We start from the raw sequence: 15,880 nt of genomic DNA, 5'->3' as shown, positions 1-15,880 counted from the left end.
ACTGTGGAAAGTCCTCGACGCCGACCGCCAGGTCCTCCGCGAATGGGACGAGGAGCCCGGCGACATGACGGACGAGTCCGAGGAGGAACTGATCGCCCTCGACCTCATCAGCAACCGCCGCGCGACCCTCGACTACACCGACTTCGGAAAGCCCATCGCCTCCACGACCCTGATCCTCCACACGCTCGCGCTCTGAGCGCGTGCGCGGGCCGACCCGAAACGGGCCGGCCCGCACGAGGGGGAGAGCCCCCTCGACCCCCCGGTCACGCGCGTGGAACGGCCACGCGCGCTCGAGTGGTAGTCAGCGGCGAGGACGCGGCTTGTACCTCTTCCCCGCCCGGATGTTCCGGTTCTCGATCACACCGACCACCGCCAGGCCGGCGGCCACGGCGACGATCAGCACCCACCCGAGCACGTTGAACCACTCACCGGTGAACGCCGCGTACGTCTGCTCAACGGCGATCGCGAAGAGCATGAACGACAACCCAAACCAGACCATGCCGTTGCTGATCAGCGCAGCACGCGCGAGCTTGGTCTTGGGCTTCGACATGCGCCCACCCTCCCACCGGACTCTGGACGTGTCCACGGCGGTGCGGCGCTAACGCGCGCCCGAAATTCCGGCGAGTTCGTCCGCCTCTTCCTCCGTGACGACCCCCACGAGTTCTGCAATCTTCTCGATGATGCTTTCCATCGGTTCCTCCGCGGTGCTGAATCCGCCACGAGACGCAAGCGTCGGAGTTACCTGGTCGAGCTCCTCGAACGTCGTGCCATGCATGATCGGCACCAGAAGGCTGCGGCGTAGGAGAGCGCTGAGCTCATTGCTCGCGATACTCCGGTCCGTGCTCAATTTCTCGAGCATCGCCGGCGTCACGAGGACGATGCCCATGCGCGAGCTGACGAGGCCCCTGTCGATCGCCACGCGCATGTCCGTGCCCGGTCGCAAACTCACTTCGCTGAACCAGACCGACAGATCCCGGTCGAGCATCAGCTCATGGACGTCCTTCGCGGGCCCCTGGCGGTCCGGCCAAGCGTGACAGAGAAACACGTCGTTCTGCTGCACCGTTCGCGCGAGGGTTGCGATCCGGACCGGTTGAAGATCGCGGACCTGTTGAGATGTGTACGAGACGGTCGACGTGCTCGGCTGCCAAGACGGACGGCTGCTGCGCGAGCCACCGCCACCCGACACGCTGCCGCTTCGGCGTGCCGGAGCAGGCGGGGGCGTGTACGGCCGGTATGCGCGCGGCTGCTCGTAGTAGCTGTACCCGCCGCCGCGACCATGGACCGGGCAATCGGCTCCGCCGCCCCGGATGTGACCTCGAACGGGCGCTGTGCACTGAGACATGTCGCAGACGCTACTCGCGACCTCCGACACTCCTGGAGCTCGGGTCTCACCGCTCGGGGTCGTTCCTGGGGAGGCCGTCGCTCACCGCATAGTCTGATGTGGTGCTCACCAACTCTCTCGATCCGGCAGATCCTGCCGAGGCAAGGAAGGCACGCGGCGCTTTCTTCACACCCGACGGGATTACTGCACACTTGGCGGAGTGGGCGCTTCGCGATCCCTCCGACTCGGTGTTAGAGCCCTCCGCCGGCGAGGCAGCCTTCCTGATTGCCGCAGTCGAACGACTGCGCGCGTTGGGTGCGACTGACCCCCTCGTTCACGGCATCGAACTCCACCGCGCAAGCGCTCACATCGCACGTGACTTGATTCAACGAGCCGGCGGCACCGCTCGCATCCGCGTCAGCGACTTCTTCCGTACTGAAGCGGCCCCGCGGTATGACGCCGTGATCGGCAACCCGCCGTTCATCCGCTACCAGGACTGGACCGGAGACCAGCGCGACCGCGCTCGGTTTGCAGCGCTACAGCAGGGCGTCTCGTTGACCGGCCTTGCATCTTCATGGGCGGCCTTCGTGATCCATGCCGCCGCGTATCTGAAGCCTGGCGGACGCCTTGGGATGGTGCTCCCGGCCGAGCTGTTGAGTGTGAACTATGCAGCCCCGGTGCGCCGATTCCTGCTGGAAAGGTTCGCGACGGTCGAGCTTGTGACGTTCGAGGAACAGGTGTTCACCGACGCGGAAGCCGACACCGTACTCGTGAAGGCGGAGGGGTGGAACGGTCTCCCCGCGGCACAGGCCACTCTCCGGCAGACGCGTAACGCCAACACGCTCAGTGAGCTGCACGAGGGCACAACGTGGACCCCGTTGAACACCGGGGACCGGTGGCACCCTCAGCCGCTGCGGCCCACCAGCATCGACGCAATCGCTCACCTCATCGGAGACAACATATTCGTCCCGCTGAGCGATCACGGCGACACGACCCTCGGCGCGGTGACGGGAGGGAACCGATTCTTTGCCCTCTCGCCAGAGCGAGTCCGAATACTCGGTATCCCGCGTCGAGACCTGGTTCGGATCAGCCCGCCCGGTAGTAGCCACCTTCGCGGTCTCGCGCTTACTGACTCTGCGATGGCGCGGCTCGGCTCGGAGGGTCGCTCGACGTGGCTGCTGTACCCGTCAGATCAGCCCGCGGACGCCACCCTGGAATACATCTCGAAAGGCGTCGACACCGCCGTCGACCAGGCATACAAATGCCGTGTCCGGTCCCCCTGGTGGCGCGTCCCTCTGCTCAAGCCAGCAGACCTGCTCCTGACCTACATGAACGCTGACACCCCGAGGCTGACCACCAACGCCGCCAGCGTTAGGCATCTGAACAGCGTGCACGGTGTGTACCTGAACGAGAGCGTCCGGGATCTCGCCCGTGATGTGTTGCCCGTGGCGTCGCTGAACTCAGTCACTCTCCTTGGCGCTGAGCTTGCCGGGCGATCCTATGGGGGAGGCATCCTCAAGATCGAGCCGCGCGAAGCAGACCGTTGGTGGATGCCATCCGCCGATCTGCTTGCACAGCATCGCTTGGAGCTGGTCTCGATCAAGCCCTTTGTGCAACGCCACCTACAGAACAAGAAGCTCCTCGCCGCAGTCGCGCTGGTCGATGCAGTACTTCTAGACGGGCGGCTCAGCGCGACCCAGCTGGAGTCAGTGCGCGCGGATCACGCCGACTGGATGAAGCGTCGAATAGTGCGAGGTAAGAGTGGCTGAGCCAACCAAGAAGGCGCTCGCCTGGGCAATCTTCGATCGCATTGTCGCGACTGCAGCAACCACCGACCGGTACTCGGGCGGGCCATGGATCGGCGACGAATACACCCCCGACTTTGAGACGCTGCAACAGCTACTCGGTGTCCCACTGCATCTGAAGGCCAATAGCCAGAGCGGCGTGCCGGCTCTGGCCCTCGATGTGTGGGTCGCCTACGAACTCAGGCGCTCGGGGTTCAAGCCCGATGCGGTATGGCCTCGCGCGGAACACCCCCGCGTGATGCCTGGACCCATCTCGCGTCTGCTCCCGCAGCTTGGAAAGACTCCACGCGCGGCCGTTGAAAAGAAGATCACCCAGAAGACGCCGCCGGCGGGCGTTGTCGCTACCTCCGCAAATATTCTCGGCGGGCTGTACGTCAAGCAGGTCGACGTTGTGATGTCGGCCTGGGACACCGGCCCTGAGCTCCTCATCTCAACCAAGCGGATGGACTCCAGCTTCGGAAAGAACGCCGCCAACCGCATCGAAGAATCCTTTGGCGACGCCCGGAACTTGCGCACACGGCATCCGATGGCTGCTCTCGGCTTTTTGTACGGGCTTAGGTCCACGATCCTCGACAGCGAGCCGGAGAAGGCGAAGTGGCTCATCGACCTTCTGGCGAAGCTGTCAACAGGTGACAACGCATACGATGCGGCTTGCTTGTTGATGCTGTCGTATGACGTGGAGCCGCCGGCCGACTCTGACGGTGGACACGACGATGAGGATGACGCGGCAGTCGCCGAAGTTCTTGACGACGCGACCGCCAATGACGCTGATGATACGGCGCCCGAAAGCGTCGCATCAGAGCGGCTCGAGGCCGAGATCGCCAATCTGCCCAGTGTTCGCCTGTTGCACGACGAGGTACCACCAGAGCTCCAGGTGGGACCGTTCCTGAAGGCCATGGTGGAAGGCGTCCTCCGGGCCACCCCGGTCAACATGCACACCGATGCAAGGAAATTGCGCGGATGGTCTGCCGCCGACTAGCTTCCGCGAACTTAGGTCTCGAGCGACTGCGATGCTCGCCGTGAAACCTGCTAGAGGCAAGATAATCCCGCTCGGCAGCGGTGGGAAGAGGTTCTCGTGAGGATCGCGATCCCCGGGTCCAGACTCCGCATCGACTTCATCAAGGACATGGCTACTGAGTGGCGTCGTTCAGATTCTCGGCTTCGGTTTCCATACTCCGACGCTAAAAACACGAAGCGCGCGCGTCAGTGGAGGCAGCCACCCGACCGGACTGCGGCGCCACCGAGTAGCGTGAGTCAAGAGAAGCGAGGCGCTTGCGTTCTAATCGGCTCGCTCATCATGAGTGGCATCCATGCGATACAAGCGCCGAGCAAACTCAATGGCCCATCCGGCCGAATGCCACCCTTTGTCCTCAAGGCTCTCAATTAAGTTATCGTCATAGAGTCTAGACACTGCGACTTTGTAGTTGAGTCGCTCCGCCGGAATTACATTTTCTTCCGTAAAGTACCAGCTATTTACACGCTCAACAATTCGGCGGAGGGATTCGCGATGCCCCATAAGCGCCTGAGAGCGGAGCCGAGTGACCTCCTCCAGCATTTCCACAAGATTCAGCACCGATTCAGTCGGCAAATTTAGGCCAGTGCCAAGGTCTTGTCCGGCGACACGTACGGCGTGAACGAGTTGCTGAAAGAATGCCACCGCGCTTATGCCGGGCTCCCAGACTGTCTGGGACAGCACGGTAGTGTCGTCGGTTTCGAGGTTCACGACGAGGTCACCGTCGTTCGGCGTGTCGATGACAAAACGGTAGTGCGCGTCCGTCTCCCATATGGGAGCGCGCACACCAGCGGCTGTGATAAGGCCGTCATCCGTGGCCTTGCGGAGTGCGTCGAGAAGGTTCTCTCGGGTGATGTTCGACCCAACGTTTCGGTACCGTTCAATTTCTGCGTTGAGCTCGGCGCGCTGCGCGTCGACGAGTTGGTCTTCAATGTCGGACAGAGACTGTGCGGTCTGGTCCGCTTGCTTTTTAGCGGCATCAGCCGTGGCTTGCGCCGTGTCCGCTTTCGTTTCCACGCCGGTGATTTTTCCCTCAGTGATCGCGACACGCCGGCGTACCTGCCCGAGGATCAGCTCTCCCGGAATCAAAAGCAAGATGACAACTGATGAATTAGCCAGCATATTGCTCCACCACGGGTCGCTTTTCTGGATGCTCCAGCTTGCAAACGCGGCACCAAGGCCGAGGACGGCGATGGCAACGGTGACGACCGGGCGCACCCACGGAGCTGCCTGGCGAGAGAATGGGGTCGAAGACATGGTTCACCTTATTGTTCAACCGAACGGTTGCTCTGTCTGGGTCGCGCCAAGCCCGACTGGCAGATTTTCACCATCTCAAGTTGATCTCATCGAGAGGTTCTTCGGCGGTATTCCAGTCTACGACATCGGTGCGCTGGCGGCCCGGTAGGTGCATCACGATGAAGCCGTCGTCCGCAGGTTCAGGCAGTCAAGTTGTTCGCCGTCGTCAGAACGTCGGTGGTCAATCTGTGTCGCTTCCATCTCGGGGGACTACCTAATGGCGCGGAGTGACCTCCGTCGGCGTCCGGTAGGGGTAGGTCAACGGGATTGTTTGGCGTGCCGTAAAACATTAGCTTTTTGAGACAGCCCGTTGAGAGCCGTTCCGAAGTTGGCCTCGGCCGGAACGGCGGAGGCCTCACTGTCTCAACAACTTGTCTCCTAGTACTTCGTCTCAGGAGGGTGCTTGGAGGGGCTTTCCGAGTCAAACTGAGCTCGTGAGACTTCTCGGTCATACGCGTGTGAGTACGTCGAGTCAGGATGCGCAGTTGCAGGTCGACGCGCTCGTTGCGGCTGGCGTTCAGAAGCGGGACGTGTTCGCGGACGTGACGTCTGGCAGCAAGACCGCCATCGAGCGTCGCGGGATGAAGAAGCTGCTCGAGTACGCCGAGGGCGGGGACACCGTCGTCGTCTGGCGGGTCGACCGTCTCGGCCGGTCGCTGATCGACGTGCTGAACACGGTGAACCTGTTGCGTGACCGCGGCGTGCAGGTCCGGTCGATCTCCGACGGCATCGATCCGTCGACGTCGACGGGCCGGCTGATGCTGAACATGCTCGCCACGCTCGCGGAGTACGAGCGGGAGCTCATCGTTGAACGGGTCAACGCCGGCATCGCCGCCGCACGTGCGAGCGGAACGCGCTTCGGCCGGCCCCTGTCGGATCCTGCGGTGGTCGCGGACAAGCTCGCGATCGCCGCGGACGCGCGAGCGCGTGGTCGCACTGCTGAGGATGCTGCTCGTCTCGTTGGGTGGAGTCGCGCGTCGCTCTATCGCCACCAGGCAGACGCCGCTCGCCGCGCAGCTGCTGGAGAGCAGGCAGCGTCCTAGCAGGGGATGGTCGACCGGGCGGCCGGTAGGGGTCGTTCGCACGTGCTCGTCCGCGCGGTCGACGTGAGGAACAGGGTGGTTAGTACCGGCGGATGGACACGTTCTCGCCAAGGCTCGTCCAGTCGAGGCCAGTAGCGTCGTCTGGACCGGCGCCATCGGTGTGAATCTGGACGGCCCATGCTCCGTTCAGCGACAGCTCATCCCCGCAGCCGCTTCCGTCTTCGTTGTCGCCGTCTCCGTCCACGATGACGCACCGGCCTCCGGTCGTGGTCTGCGACCCGATCCAGACGTCCAGTCCTTCAGCTGACCCGACGTAACGGATCGAGGCGGGGTCGTAGCCGTCTCCTACGGTGCCGACGTCGGGAAGAGTGTCCCGCTCGTCCTGCGCCCGCTCGAAATCGGAGTATGCCTCGGTGTCGGGGCCGGAACACCCGGCCATGAGCGTCATCGTGAGGGCCACCACTGCCGCTCCGGCCACCCGCCTCAGGCGCGTTGTCGATTCCACCGCATCCCCCTGTGTCTCGTCAGCACACCGTATCGCGCTGCGAAGGAGAGGAGCGCTGGCGCTGTGATGATGGGTCTTCTTCGGCGTCCTGTGCCTCTACTGTGTAGCAATGAGGCCCCGTCCGATCCACACAGCAGCTGGTCTTGTTCTTGTGGCGGCTCTCGCCGGCTGCACACCGGTACCCGGTGAAGATCCTCGCATCACGCAGTGGCGCGAAGAGCGCCAGGCGGACGTGGCAACGGATCGCGACGTCGTAGCGGTCCTCTCGCTGAACGTCGAGGCCGGCGATGACGGCGGCCGCGTCGAAGTCACCCTCGAGAGGCCGGCGCTGCCGACCGCGATCACCTTCGATTGCCTCGGCGAAGGAGTGCTCGACCTCGAAATCGGATCGCTTTCCACGGCTGGGGGACCGGCGACGAGGACGACGACCACCCTCGACGCGATCGACTGCGCCGATGGCCCACACGAGATCGATCCCGCGTCGCTCGGCGAGAAGCCGATATCGAGTGTCGACGCCACCGCATCGAACGCGGACAACGACACCGCCTGGTTCCTCACAGTGCGCGGAGACCGCGACCCCTCCTGACATCGGCGGGACTTCTCGACGCGCTCGGCCGGCGTCGTCCTCAAGCGCGTGTCGGCCCTGCTGTCCCTACGGGAATCGTCCTACGGGCGGTCGAGTTCGGCTAGTCGACGGTCGTAGTCGGCGAGCTCGTTCCGCATCTGCTCGATCGACCTCGGCGTGAAACGCCTCACCTGCAAGTCAAGGATCGCGTCGGCCACCACGTCCCTGACCTCGAACTCTGCGGCGACGGCTGCCCTCTCGTCGTCGCGACCTCCCGACACGTTCGCGCACACCCGAAACAGCTTCTCGGGGTTCTCGACAGCTCTGATGTAGGCGCTGACGATCTCGGTCAGCGTCTCAAGGTTCTGACGTTCGTGGTCGTCGTCCATGCGGTCACCGTACCGGCCGATGCGACCTGCCTCCGGGCACTCATCGCATCATCTACTGACGTGAGCGAGCCATCCCATATGGGGATCCTCGAGCGGACAGTTGCGAAGCGGATCTCGTCTGAGACGATCGGGTCGGATCGGACACCACTAGGCATGAGCACGCCACCGGAAGCAGCAGCACTCGCGCGAGACGCTGCGGTGCGCACTGATGACGCCGCCTTGATGGACGGCGCGCGGCGAGGCGACCGGGCGGCGTTCGGCCGGCTCTACGACCGGCACGCGGCGACGACCTACCGCTATGCCCTCAGTATCGTCCGCGCGCCCGCCGACGCCGAAGACGTCGTGCAAGACGTATTCCTCACCACGTGGACGCGGATCAACGACGTCGCGATCGTAGACACATCCGCCCTCCCGTGGCTGCTCACCACCGCCCGGTTCACCGCGCTGAACCTCCTCCGAGCCAAGACCCGTGCACGGAACCGCACCGAGGACGCGGACCTGTCGCTGCACCCGGATCGACGCGGCACCCCTGACGAGGAAATCACGAGACGCCAGCTCGCCGCGGCGATCGAGGAAGCCGTCTCCGACCTCTCCGACACCGATCAAGCGCTGTACTACCTGTGCATCGAACAGGGCAGCAGCTACGCCGACGCCGCGAAAGCACTCGGCTCCACCCATGGCGCCATCCGCAACCGGCTCAGCCGGCTCCGGGCCACGCTCCGCACCACCCTGCGCCCCTTCGAAAGGGAGAACTGATGACCCACGACCTCGGCCCCACCACGGAACAGCTCACCAGGATGCGCACCACCATCCTCACCGACATCGCTACCCGCCACCGCTCCACCAAGCGCCGCCGCCTCGTGGGCCTCGGCCTCGCGGCCGTCGTCGCGATCGGCACCAGCGCCGCCGCGATCGCCGTCACACAGGCCAGCAATGACGAAGCGAACACGAGCTTCGACTGCTACTCCGTCGCCGACGTTCGCGCTGACCACACCACGAGCATCCTCGTGGACGATGACCGCAACGCATTCGAGTTGCTTCCGCTGTCGGAGAGGGTCGCCGCCGCCCTCGAACGATGCGAAGCGAGCTGGAGCGCCGTCCCCGACGAGCCCTACCCGGGAAGCGGACCCATCGACGTACCCAACCCGACGGTCTGCATTCTCACGGACACCAGGCTCGCGGTCTTCCCGAACAGAGCGAGCCAGCCCACCGGCCCGTTCTGCGAAGGACTCGGCCTCGCAGCGCCGGCGGTCGCTGGGCCAGCTGACTAAGCCGACCGAAGATGTGTGAAGTCCCGTATGGGGATCGTTCACCGGGTTTGCTGCAAGGGAGAGCGGTCAGATCGATCCGAGTCAAGGGGACGCACCGTCAGCTGGCGGGGGAGACGTCCGGTGCGACGGTTTCCGGGAAATCCGCCGGTGTGTGCGCCGTCTCGTGGGTGAGGGTGTCGACTGACCAGGTGCCCGCGTGCAGCCGTAGCGTCGCCTCCTGGGGGAAGGAGTAGGCGTACTCCGGAGCAGCTTCTCCGGTCTCGTACGGACTCCGCTGAAGGGTCGTGCTCTCGGTGAACGTCACCGTGGCCGAGTCGCCCGTGATCTGCACCGAGTCCAGCGCCACCTGGGTCTCGAACGCGGTGAAGGATTCCCCGAGCTCGAGGTAGTGGTCCCGCTGAACGCGCAGTCGGGCGTCGTCCTCCATGACCACAACAAGTCGTTTCGGCGTCGAGGTCGACTCCGGGACACCGAGGCCGGTGAGCTGCGGCGATCCCTCGACCAGGCTCTGAGCGTTCCGGTGCTCGAGGTCTGCGATCAGTGCCGTCGAGATCGCCTCGTTCTGCGACGACGAGGACGCGAGGCCGGCGATAACCGCTGCGCCGGCTCCCGCAACGCACACAGCACTTAGGGCTATGACAAGCACTCTGGCAGGACGCACGGCTCTCTCCTCACCGGAAGCCGATGACCGGCTGCCGCGAGCATATCGACCACGGTGGAACTCTCGCCGCCGAGGAATCTTCGGGTCAGCAGTGTCCTGGCCCCCGTGTGTAGCAGCGGGAGGGTCGGCATTCCGGCCGTTCCGAAAGAGGATCGCTCACCGGGCGCTGAGCCGGGTCGTTCCGCATGGGGCGACCCGGCTGCTCTGTCGCTCAGCTGTTGCGGGCGATGTAGTCATGGATCGCGCCGAGACGCTCCTGGTTCTTCGCCTTCAGTTTGTCCAATTCGTCCTGGCTCGCGGCGATCAGTGGCGCCTGGTACGACGCCTCGAGGTCGCCCAGCGTCTGGGTCAGGCCCGTCGCAGTGTTGCAGCGCGCTTCGGTTGTCGCAATGCGGATCTCCTCCGCTTTGTCTGCCGACGTTCCGCCCATTCTCGATGCGAGTTCGTTGGCCTCGACCGAGCTCCAGTCGCCCGATCCGGTGCGGGGCTCCAGCCCTTCCTCTCGTAGGCACTGCCACCACGCCTCGCGGGCTTGCTGCCAGGCCGGGTCGGCGGAGGCCGCGTTGTAGGCCAGGGTCTGGATCTGAGGAACGAGCGACTCGGTGAGCTCCGCATTGTCGGGGGTGAAGCTCGCGATTTCGGGATCTGGTTGCATCGTGCATTCCTCGTAGGCCGCTTCCCATGCATCGCCTCCCGCCGCCCGGTCGGCTTCGAACGCCGCGTTGATGGCGGAGGGTGCCGCGCCGTATCCGTAGAGACGCGCCCGCGATTCGTTCCAGATCCCGTAGCTGCGATCGCCGATCCGCGATGCGGTGTCGTCCTCGACGGAGGCCGCGGAGTAGGCGAAGCCCTTCTCGTTCATGCACTTCGCGAAGGCGATGTCCGTGGCGTGGTTCGCGAGAGCGAGCGTGGACGCGGGGCCGTAGAAGTCGTACTCGGTCAGCGGAAGGATGATCTCTCCGGACTCCGTGTCGAGGTAGGCGTGGGCGGACGGATCGGGGGTGAGCGCTGCGCTGCTGGCGCTCTGGGAGCAACCGGTCAAGGCGAGGGGAACGGCCGCGAGCAGCGCGACCACGGGGAATCGGTGGAGCCTCATGATGATGACCTTTCAGAAGTCGGCATTGACGAGGACGCGGCTGCGGGTGGGTCTCAGGTGCGTCGTGTCTCCAGTGAAGGCGCGGCCGGACGTGGAGTCCTCAGCTGAACAGTCACGTCCTTTCGTCCGTTCGGACGAAAGATGCATCTGTCCGCGCTCGCCAACGAGGCGGCCCGTTAGCGTCGTGGCATGTCAGGTCTTCTCCGCCGAATCCCGCTGCGCGCGGTCGACGTCGCTGTCGCTGTCGCGTTCGTCGGCTTCTGGTGGTCCGCCGAAGCCGGCCGTCTCGCCGGGCCGGACGGACTGGCGAGAGGCGCCGTCATCCTTCTCATCGCTCTGGTCATCGCCATCGGCGTCCGGCGACCGTGGATCGCGGCCGGCGCAGCTGCGGTCGTGGTGGCTGTCTCGCTTCTGCTGTTGAAAGACGAGTCGGGACTATGGCCCTCCGCGTTCGGAGTGGCCTACATCGCCGCGCGCACGGGAGCGCAGACGATGACGCGCGGCAGATGGCTGCTCTCCGTGGTACTCGTCGTCGCGGGGTGCGCACTCGCGCTGCCGACCGGTGGACCGGTTTTCGCCGCCGTGCTCGCTGGAGTCGTGGTGCTCGCGTGGGCTGGCGGTCACCTCTCGCGGGTCAGCCGGGAACGAGCGCGGCTGCTCGCGGAGCAGCGCGTCCTCACGCAGGGTCTCGAGGACGCCGGACGTGAGCTGAACCTCATCTCCGAGCGCGCTCGTATCGCGCGGGATGTGCACGACATCATGGCTCAGTCCCTCTCGATCGTCCTCGCGCAGGCCGATGGCGCTGCGCGACTGGTCCGGGCCGATCCCGGCCGGGCCCAGGCGTCCCTTGGAGTGATCTCTGACGTCGCGCGCTCGTCCCTCGTGGAAGTGCGGATGCTCATCGAGTCGATCGGACCCAGCCCCGTCACCCTCGACCAGCCGACCCTCAGCGAGTTGCCGCACCTCATCGAGCGCTTCGACAGCGCCGGCCTCACCGTCCGCTTCGCGGAGGACGGGGAACGGCTCACGCTCACCGAGGGGCAGCAGCTGGCCGTCTACCGGATCGTGCAGGAGGCGCTGACCAACGCGCTCCGCTACAGCGGCGACCACCCCAACGCCTTCGTCCGGCTGCTCTGGAACGGGACCGCGCTCCTGCTCGAAGTCACGTCCCACGGGCGACCAGGGCGAGAGCCCTCAGTCGGCTCCGGGATGGGAGTCGCCGGAATGAAGGAACGCGCCGAGCTCGCCGGCGGGTGGCTCACCGCCGAGGGCACGGACGGCGACGGCTCCTTCGTCGTCACCGCCTCCATCCCGGCACCGGATTCCGAGCGCGGCACGTGATCCGAGTCGCGGTAGCCGATGACCACCTCCTGTTCTGCTCAGGGCTGGAAATGCTGATCGACGCAGAAGCCGACCTCCACTTCGCTGGCGCCGCCTACGACGGAGCCGCCGCCATCGAGCTGGTGCTCGAGCAGAAGCCGGACGTCCTGCTCCTCGACGTGCGCATGCCCGTCCTCGACGGCATCTCGACAACCCGACGTCTCACGCAGCACTCCGGCATCAGCACCCGCGTCATCATCCTCACCACCCACCAGCACGACAGCGCGATCGCGCAGGCTCTCTCCGCCGGCGCCGCCGGCTTCCTCGTGAAAGACGCCTCCACCGAACTGCTCCTCGGAACAATCCGCGCAGTGGCCGCCGGCCGGACCGTCGTCGCCGGCGCCGCCGAGCACCTGCCGGTGCGCGACTACCTGCCCTCGGCGTCGACCACGACGCCCGAAGTTCTCAACGCGCTCTCGGTCAAGGAAAAGGAGATCTTCGCGTCCGCCGCGGAGGGCCGGAGCATCGCCGAGATCGCAGCCGCCGCGCACCTTAGTGAATCCACGATCAAGAGCCACATATCCAGCATCCTGAGCAAGCTCGGACTCGCCTCGCGTCTGCAGCTCGTCGCCTTCGCCCACCGGCACGGTCTCGTGTAGCCAGCCTGCGACACCATTCGATCGCCTACAGCGTTCAGCACCGCGTCCCGTATGGGGATCCCTGCACGGTCACTAGTCGGCGCAGCTATCGCCCCCCTCAGCCGCCGGTGGGTAGCTGCGGCGTCTCGAAGAAGAGGTACGGCAGGAAGTGGAGTGTCACGGAAGCGGCGATGCCGATGATCGGCACGATCCAGTAGCGCTGGCGAGGGTGAGCGAGTCGGCGGACGGTGATGAAGGCGACGACGGGTGTCACGAGGGCCGGCACCCATGCGCCAAGCGTTGCCCACTGCACGGCTGGTCCGAAATCGCGCAGGTCCTGTGCTTCATCGAAGGCCGGGTGCATCAGGTTGCCGTAGTGCAGCAGCGTGAACGGGACCAGGGCGACGGCGAGTGCGAAGTGAACGACCGCGAAGACACCGATTCGGAAGCGAGCGCGGTCGAGGTTTATCGCGAAGGCCGGAGAGGTCACGAGCGAAGACTAGCCAGTGAGGACGGTCTGCTTGCTAGGCAACCGCGAGAGGTCCGCCCGCCGATCGAGGCGTCCGTATGGGGATGGTCGACCGGACGGCCGGTAGGGGTCGTTCTCACATGCTCGTCCGCGCGGTCGACGTGAGGAACGGGGTGGTTAGTACCGGCGGATAGAGACGTTCTCACCGAGGCTCGTCCAGTCGAGGCCATCAGCGTCGTCCGGACCGGCGCCATCGGTGTGTATCTGAACGACCCATGCTCCGTTCAGCGACAACTCATCCCCGCAGCCGCTTCCGTCTTCGTTGTCGCCGTCTCCGTCCACGATCACGCACCGGCCTCCGGTCGTGATCTGCGACCCGATCCAGACGTCCAATCCGTCGGCTGAGCCGACGTAACGGATCGAGGCGGGGTCGTAGCCGTCTCCTACAGTGCCGACGTCGGGAAGAGCGTCTCGCTCGTCTTGTGCCCGCTTGAAATCGGAGTAGGCCTCGGTGTCGGGGCCGGAACACCCGGCCATGAGCGTCGTCGTGAGCGCCATCACTGCGGCTCCGGTCACCCACCTCAGGCGCGTTGTCGATTCCACCGCATCCCCCTGTGCCTCGTCAGCACAACGTACCGCGCTGCGAAGGAGAGGAGCGCTGGCACTGTAACGATGGGTCTTCTTCCGAGTCTCGCACCCACGGGAGAGTCGATGGAGCGTTCCGTATGGGGATGGTTCACCGGCACGCAAGGTTCTAGTTGTCCTTGACTCTGCGACCCGCGCCGCGCCCGTCTCCGCCGGCAATCCAGTCGTTGACCGCTCGAGCTACGTGAGTGTTGTGACTTGCGGCCCATGAGGGATCGTTGGATGCGGACGTGAAGGCGATCATCGGTGTGTGCCGGATGCGGCCGTGACGGTCGCGCCAGTGCAGGACCATCGAGCCGGCTTTTTGGCGCACTCGGATGGTCTGGTCGCGAGGGACGCGTCGGGACCACCAGACCCCGTGGACGGTGAGGTCGTTCTCTCGCAGGCTGACGCCGCTGAAAACAACCCACCGCGCAGCGAGCGGTATGACGACCGCGAAGATGACGATGAAGACCAGCTGCTCGTCCAGCGCGAGGCCGGGCTTCCATACTGTCGCTGCCGGCACGCAGATCAGAGCTGCGGGCAGGAGTACGCCGAAACGGAGCTGGATATTCGGGCGAAACCGCACGAGCGCTGATTTTAGGGGGCGCCCGCCCGTTCGTCGTTCCGCACAGGGGTCGTTCAGTGGCCGGTGAGCGGGCGGGTGCTGCTCTCGCCCGCGCTGTGCGTCGCGGCCCAGAGCAGGGCGGCACCGGCGGCCCCCGTCGGTCTGTCGCGTGAGGCGTCAGCGAAGTCTCCGTTTCTCGACCGCATCGCCACAGGCCGCGTGTCCACAGCGCGTGACGCCCCGGCTGCGGATTACGGCTAGCAGCTAGCGAACGCCGCGGGCACGCTCGTAGCACCGGTAGAGCACGATCGCGCCGACGGCTGACACGACGAGTCCGATCAGAAAGCCCACGAGCAGGACCGGGCTGAGTTGGCCCCCGGTCTGATCCAGGTCCGCACGAACGCCGGCCTGAAACCCCGACACCGAGCAGAGGAAGGCGATCACGACACCCGACGCGAGCAGGCTCACGCCCTTAAGCACTTCCACCATGACCACCCCCGGTCGTGAAGCTACCGCAGAGTGTTCCACCCCGCGACCGCCTCGCCCCGTAGGAGGATCGATCAGCGGGACGCTTTCAGCGGACCGCTCGAAGAGGCTTGGCGTCGTCGTCGCGTGCTGGTGATGCCGCCAGGGTTGACCGCAGGTCTTCTCGTGCTCGTTGATAGCGGGTGCGTGCGGTGGACGCGGGGAAGCCGAGGAGTTGTCCGGCTTCGGTGATGGAGAAGCCGTCCCAGTGGATGAGGCGGACGAGCTCGGCCTGTTCTGGCGCGAGCCTGGCGATCGCGTCGCGCACGTCGACTCCTTCGTCGGCGTGGCGTCCTTCGGTGGGAGCGGTCGCGAGGACGCCGCGGAGCCGGCCGGAGAGGTCGGTTCGTCTGTTCGAAGTGCGGGTGCTGTTCGAGAGGACGTTCCGGGCGATGCCGAAGAGCCACATCCTCGACTCCTCCGCGGTGCGGGGGAGGGCGCCGACACGGCGCCATGCGGTGAGCATGACGTCCCCGAGCGCGTCGGCGGCGTCCTCGAGAGGGAGGCGGCGTTGCAGGTACTTGAGCAGGTCGGGCGAGGCGACGCGCAGAGCCTCACTGAGTCGCTCCGCCTCATCGGACTTCTGGCGGGTCACCAGGTCGCTCCGGGGCAGTGGGCCTCGCCGGCGATGCTGAGGTTCGCGGCGTCGACGGCGACGTCCTGCGCAGCAAGTTCGGCGTCGAGAGCGTTGCTGATGATGCGCCCGACGGCGGTCGAGTACTCCCGGTCGGCGTTGTAGAACTCGGTGCCGTAGCCGGCCGGCGTGCGGGAT

At 65.5% G+C, this 15,880-nt stretch carries 22 protein-coding genes; 9 read left to right on the top strand and 13 right to left on the bottom strand.

The genetic code is table 11. The features are described from left to right. The coding region (locus C5C57_RS18245; protein ID WP_181069258.1) for a hypothetical protein at positions 1-196 on the top strand (196 nt) is incomplete at its 5' end. Positions 197-301: 105 nt separating this feature from the next. Here the strand turns inward: C5C57_RS18245 and C5C57_RS16775 are convergent. Then, complete coding sequence (locus tag C5C57_RS16775; RefSeq protein WP_104297913.1) at positions 302-550, bottom strand: hypothetical protein; 249 nt, start codon at positions 548-550, stop codon at positions 302-304. A 48-nt stretch (positions 551-598) separates the two neighbouring features. Continuing rightward, positions 599-1,060, bottom strand: coding sequence for a toll/interleukin-1 receptor domain-containing protein (locus C5C57_RS18380; protein WP_219827761.1), 462 nt, complete (start codon positions 1,058-1,060; stop codon positions 599-601). Positions 1,061-1,443: 383 nt separating this feature from the next. Between C5C57_RS18380 and C5C57_RS16765 the strand changes: the two genes are divergently transcribed. Continuing rightward, positions 1,444-3,090 carry a class I SAM-dependent DNA methyltransferase gene (locus C5C57_RS16765; RefSeq protein ID WP_219827760.1) on the top strand — a complete coding sequence of 549 codons (1,647 nt, stop codon included), beginning with the start codon at positions 1,444-1,446 and terminating at the stop codon, positions 3,088-3,090. After that, entirely contained in the window at positions 3,083-4,105 is a 1,023-nt protein-coding gene (locus tag C5C57_RS16760; protein ID WP_104297911.1) for a hypothetical protein, read from the top strand. Before C5C57_RS16765 ends, C5C57_RS16760 begins: the two co-directional genes overlap by 8 nt. A gap of 300 nt (positions 4,106-4,405) precedes the next feature. Here C5C57_RS16760 and C5C57_RS16755 read toward each other — a convergent pair whose 3' ends face one another. Next, on the bottom strand, positions 4,406-5,395 hold the full coding sequence (locus C5C57_RS16755) for a hypothetical protein (RefSeq protein WP_146082469.1): 990 nt from the start codon (positions 5,393-5,395) through the stop codon (positions 4,406-4,408). A 473-nt stretch (positions 5,396-5,868) separates the two neighbouring features. Between C5C57_RS16755 and C5C57_RS16750 the strand changes: the two genes are divergently transcribed. Beyond that, positions 5,869-6,477 (top strand): recombinase family protein, encoded by a 609-nt coding sequence (locus C5C57_RS16750; protein ID WP_104297909.1) that lies wholly within the window; start codon positions 5,869-5,871, stop codon positions 6,475-6,477. A gap of 79 nt (positions 6,478-6,556) precedes the next feature. Here C5C57_RS16750 and C5C57_RS16745 read toward each other — a convergent pair whose 3' ends face one another. Next, positions 6,557-6,982: a hypothetical protein gene (locus C5C57_RS16745; protein ID WP_146082468.1), complete on the bottom strand. Its 426-nt coding sequence runs from the start codon at positions 6,980-6,982 to the stop codon at positions 6,557-6,559. A gap of 109 nt (positions 6,983-7,091) precedes the next feature. Between C5C57_RS16745 and C5C57_RS16740 the strand changes: the two genes are divergently transcribed. Continuing rightward, a complete protein-coding gene (locus C5C57_RS16740; protein WP_146082467.1) occupies positions 7,092-7,568 on the top strand; it encodes a hypothetical protein in 477 nt (158 codons plus the stop codon). Positions 7,569-7,648: 80 nt separating this feature from the next. On the opposite strand, the gene C5C57_RS16735 is transcribed toward C5C57_RS16740, so the two are convergent. Continuing rightward, the gene (locus C5C57_RS16735) at positions 7,649-7,936 is read right to left on the bottom strand and encodes a hypothetical protein (protein WP_104297906.1); all 288 of its coding nucleotides are present in this window, start codon (positions 7,934-7,936) and stop codon (positions 7,649-7,651) included. Positions 7,937-8,089: 153 nt separating this feature from the next. Between C5C57_RS16735 and C5C57_RS16730 the strand changes: the two genes are divergently transcribed. Both C5C57_RS16730 and C5C57_RS16725 read left to right on the top strand, forming a co-directional pair. After that, positions 8,090-8,692, top strand: coding sequence for an RNA polymerase sigma factor (locus C5C57_RS16730; protein ID WP_181069256.1), 603 nt, complete (start codon positions 8,090-8,092; stop codon positions 8,690-8,692). After that, positions 8,692-9,207, top strand: a complete 516-nt coding sequence (locus tag C5C57_RS16725; protein WP_104297904.1) for a hypothetical protein — start codon at positions 8,692-8,694, stop codon at positions 9,205-9,207. The genes C5C57_RS16730 and C5C57_RS16725 overlap by 1 nt, the downstream gene beginning before the upstream one ends. Positions 9,208-9,304: 97 nt before the next feature. Here the strand turns inward: C5C57_RS16725 and C5C57_RS16720 are convergent, their stop codons facing one another. Next, a complete protein-coding gene (locus C5C57_RS16720) occupies positions 9,305-9,829 on the bottom strand; it encodes a hypothetical protein (protein WP_146082465.1) in 525 nt (174 codons plus the stop codon). A gap of 250 nt (positions 9,830-10,079) precedes the next feature. Continuing rightward, on the bottom strand, positions 10,080-10,943 hold the full coding sequence (locus C5C57_RS16715; protein WP_104297902.1) for a hypothetical protein: 864 nt from the start codon (positions 10,941-10,943) through the stop codon (positions 10,080-10,082). 210 nt (positions 10,944-11,153) lie between these two features. Here C5C57_RS16715 and C5C57_RS16710 point away from each other — a divergent pair, with 210 nt between their 5' ends. Together C5C57_RS16710 and C5C57_RS16705 are read left to right on the top strand one after the other, a co-directional pair. Next, complete coding sequence (locus C5C57_RS16710) at positions 11,154-12,305, top strand: sensor histidine kinase (RefSeq protein ID WP_104297901.1); 1,152 nt, start codon at positions 11,154-11,156, stop codon at positions 12,303-12,305. Then, positions 12,302-12,943: a response regulator transcription factor gene (locus tag C5C57_RS16705; protein ID WP_104297900.1), complete on the top strand. Its 642-nt coding sequence runs from the start codon at positions 12,302-12,304 to the stop codon at positions 12,941-12,943. The genes C5C57_RS16710 and C5C57_RS16705 overlap by 4 nt, the downstream gene beginning before the upstream one ends. 97 nt (positions 12,944-13,040) lie before the next feature. Here C5C57_RS16705 and C5C57_RS16700 read toward each other — a convergent pair whose 3' ends face one another. The 6 genes from C5C57_RS16700 to C5C57_RS18240 all read right to left on the bottom strand — a co-directional run. Continuing rightward, positions 13,041-13,412 carry a hypothetical protein gene (locus C5C57_RS16700; RefSeq protein WP_104288860.1) on the bottom strand — a complete coding sequence of 124 codons (372 nt, stop codon included), beginning with the start codon at positions 13,410-13,412 and terminating at the stop codon, positions 13,041-13,043. A 156-nt stretch (positions 13,413-13,568) separates the two neighbouring features. Continuing rightward, a complete protein-coding gene (locus tag C5C57_RS16695) occupies positions 13,569-13,949 on the bottom strand; it encodes a hypothetical protein (protein ID WP_181069254.1) in 381 nt (126 codons plus the stop codon). 196 nt (positions 13,950-14,145) lie between these two features. Beyond that, a complete protein-coding gene (locus C5C57_RS16690) occupies positions 14,146-14,604 on the bottom strand; it encodes a hypothetical protein (protein ID WP_104297898.1) in 459 nt (152 codons plus the stop codon). Between the two features lie 243 nt (positions 14,605-14,847). Beyond that, a complete protein-coding gene (locus C5C57_RS16685; protein WP_146079300.1) occupies positions 14,848-15,072 on the bottom strand; it encodes a hypothetical protein in 225 nt (74 codons plus the stop codon). Positions 15,073-15,157: 85 nt separating this feature from the next. Continuing rightward, on the bottom strand, positions 15,158-15,703 hold the full coding sequence (locus C5C57_RS16680) for an RNA polymerase sigma factor (protein WP_104297897.1): 546 nt from the start codon (positions 15,701-15,703) through the stop codon (positions 15,158-15,160). Then, the coding region (locus C5C57_RS18240) for a hypothetical protein (protein WP_181069253.1) at positions 15,700-15,880 on the bottom strand (181 nt) is incomplete at its 5' end. The genes C5C57_RS18240 and C5C57_RS16680, both read right to left, overlap by 4 nt.

The organism is Rathayibacter sp. AY1C5 (genome assembly GCF_002931705.1).
Taxonomy (GTDB): Bacteria; Actinomycetota; Actinomycetes; order Actinomycetales; family Microbacteriaceae; genus Rathayibacter.
This window is presented reverse-complemented; position numbering and strand designations above follow the sequence as displayed.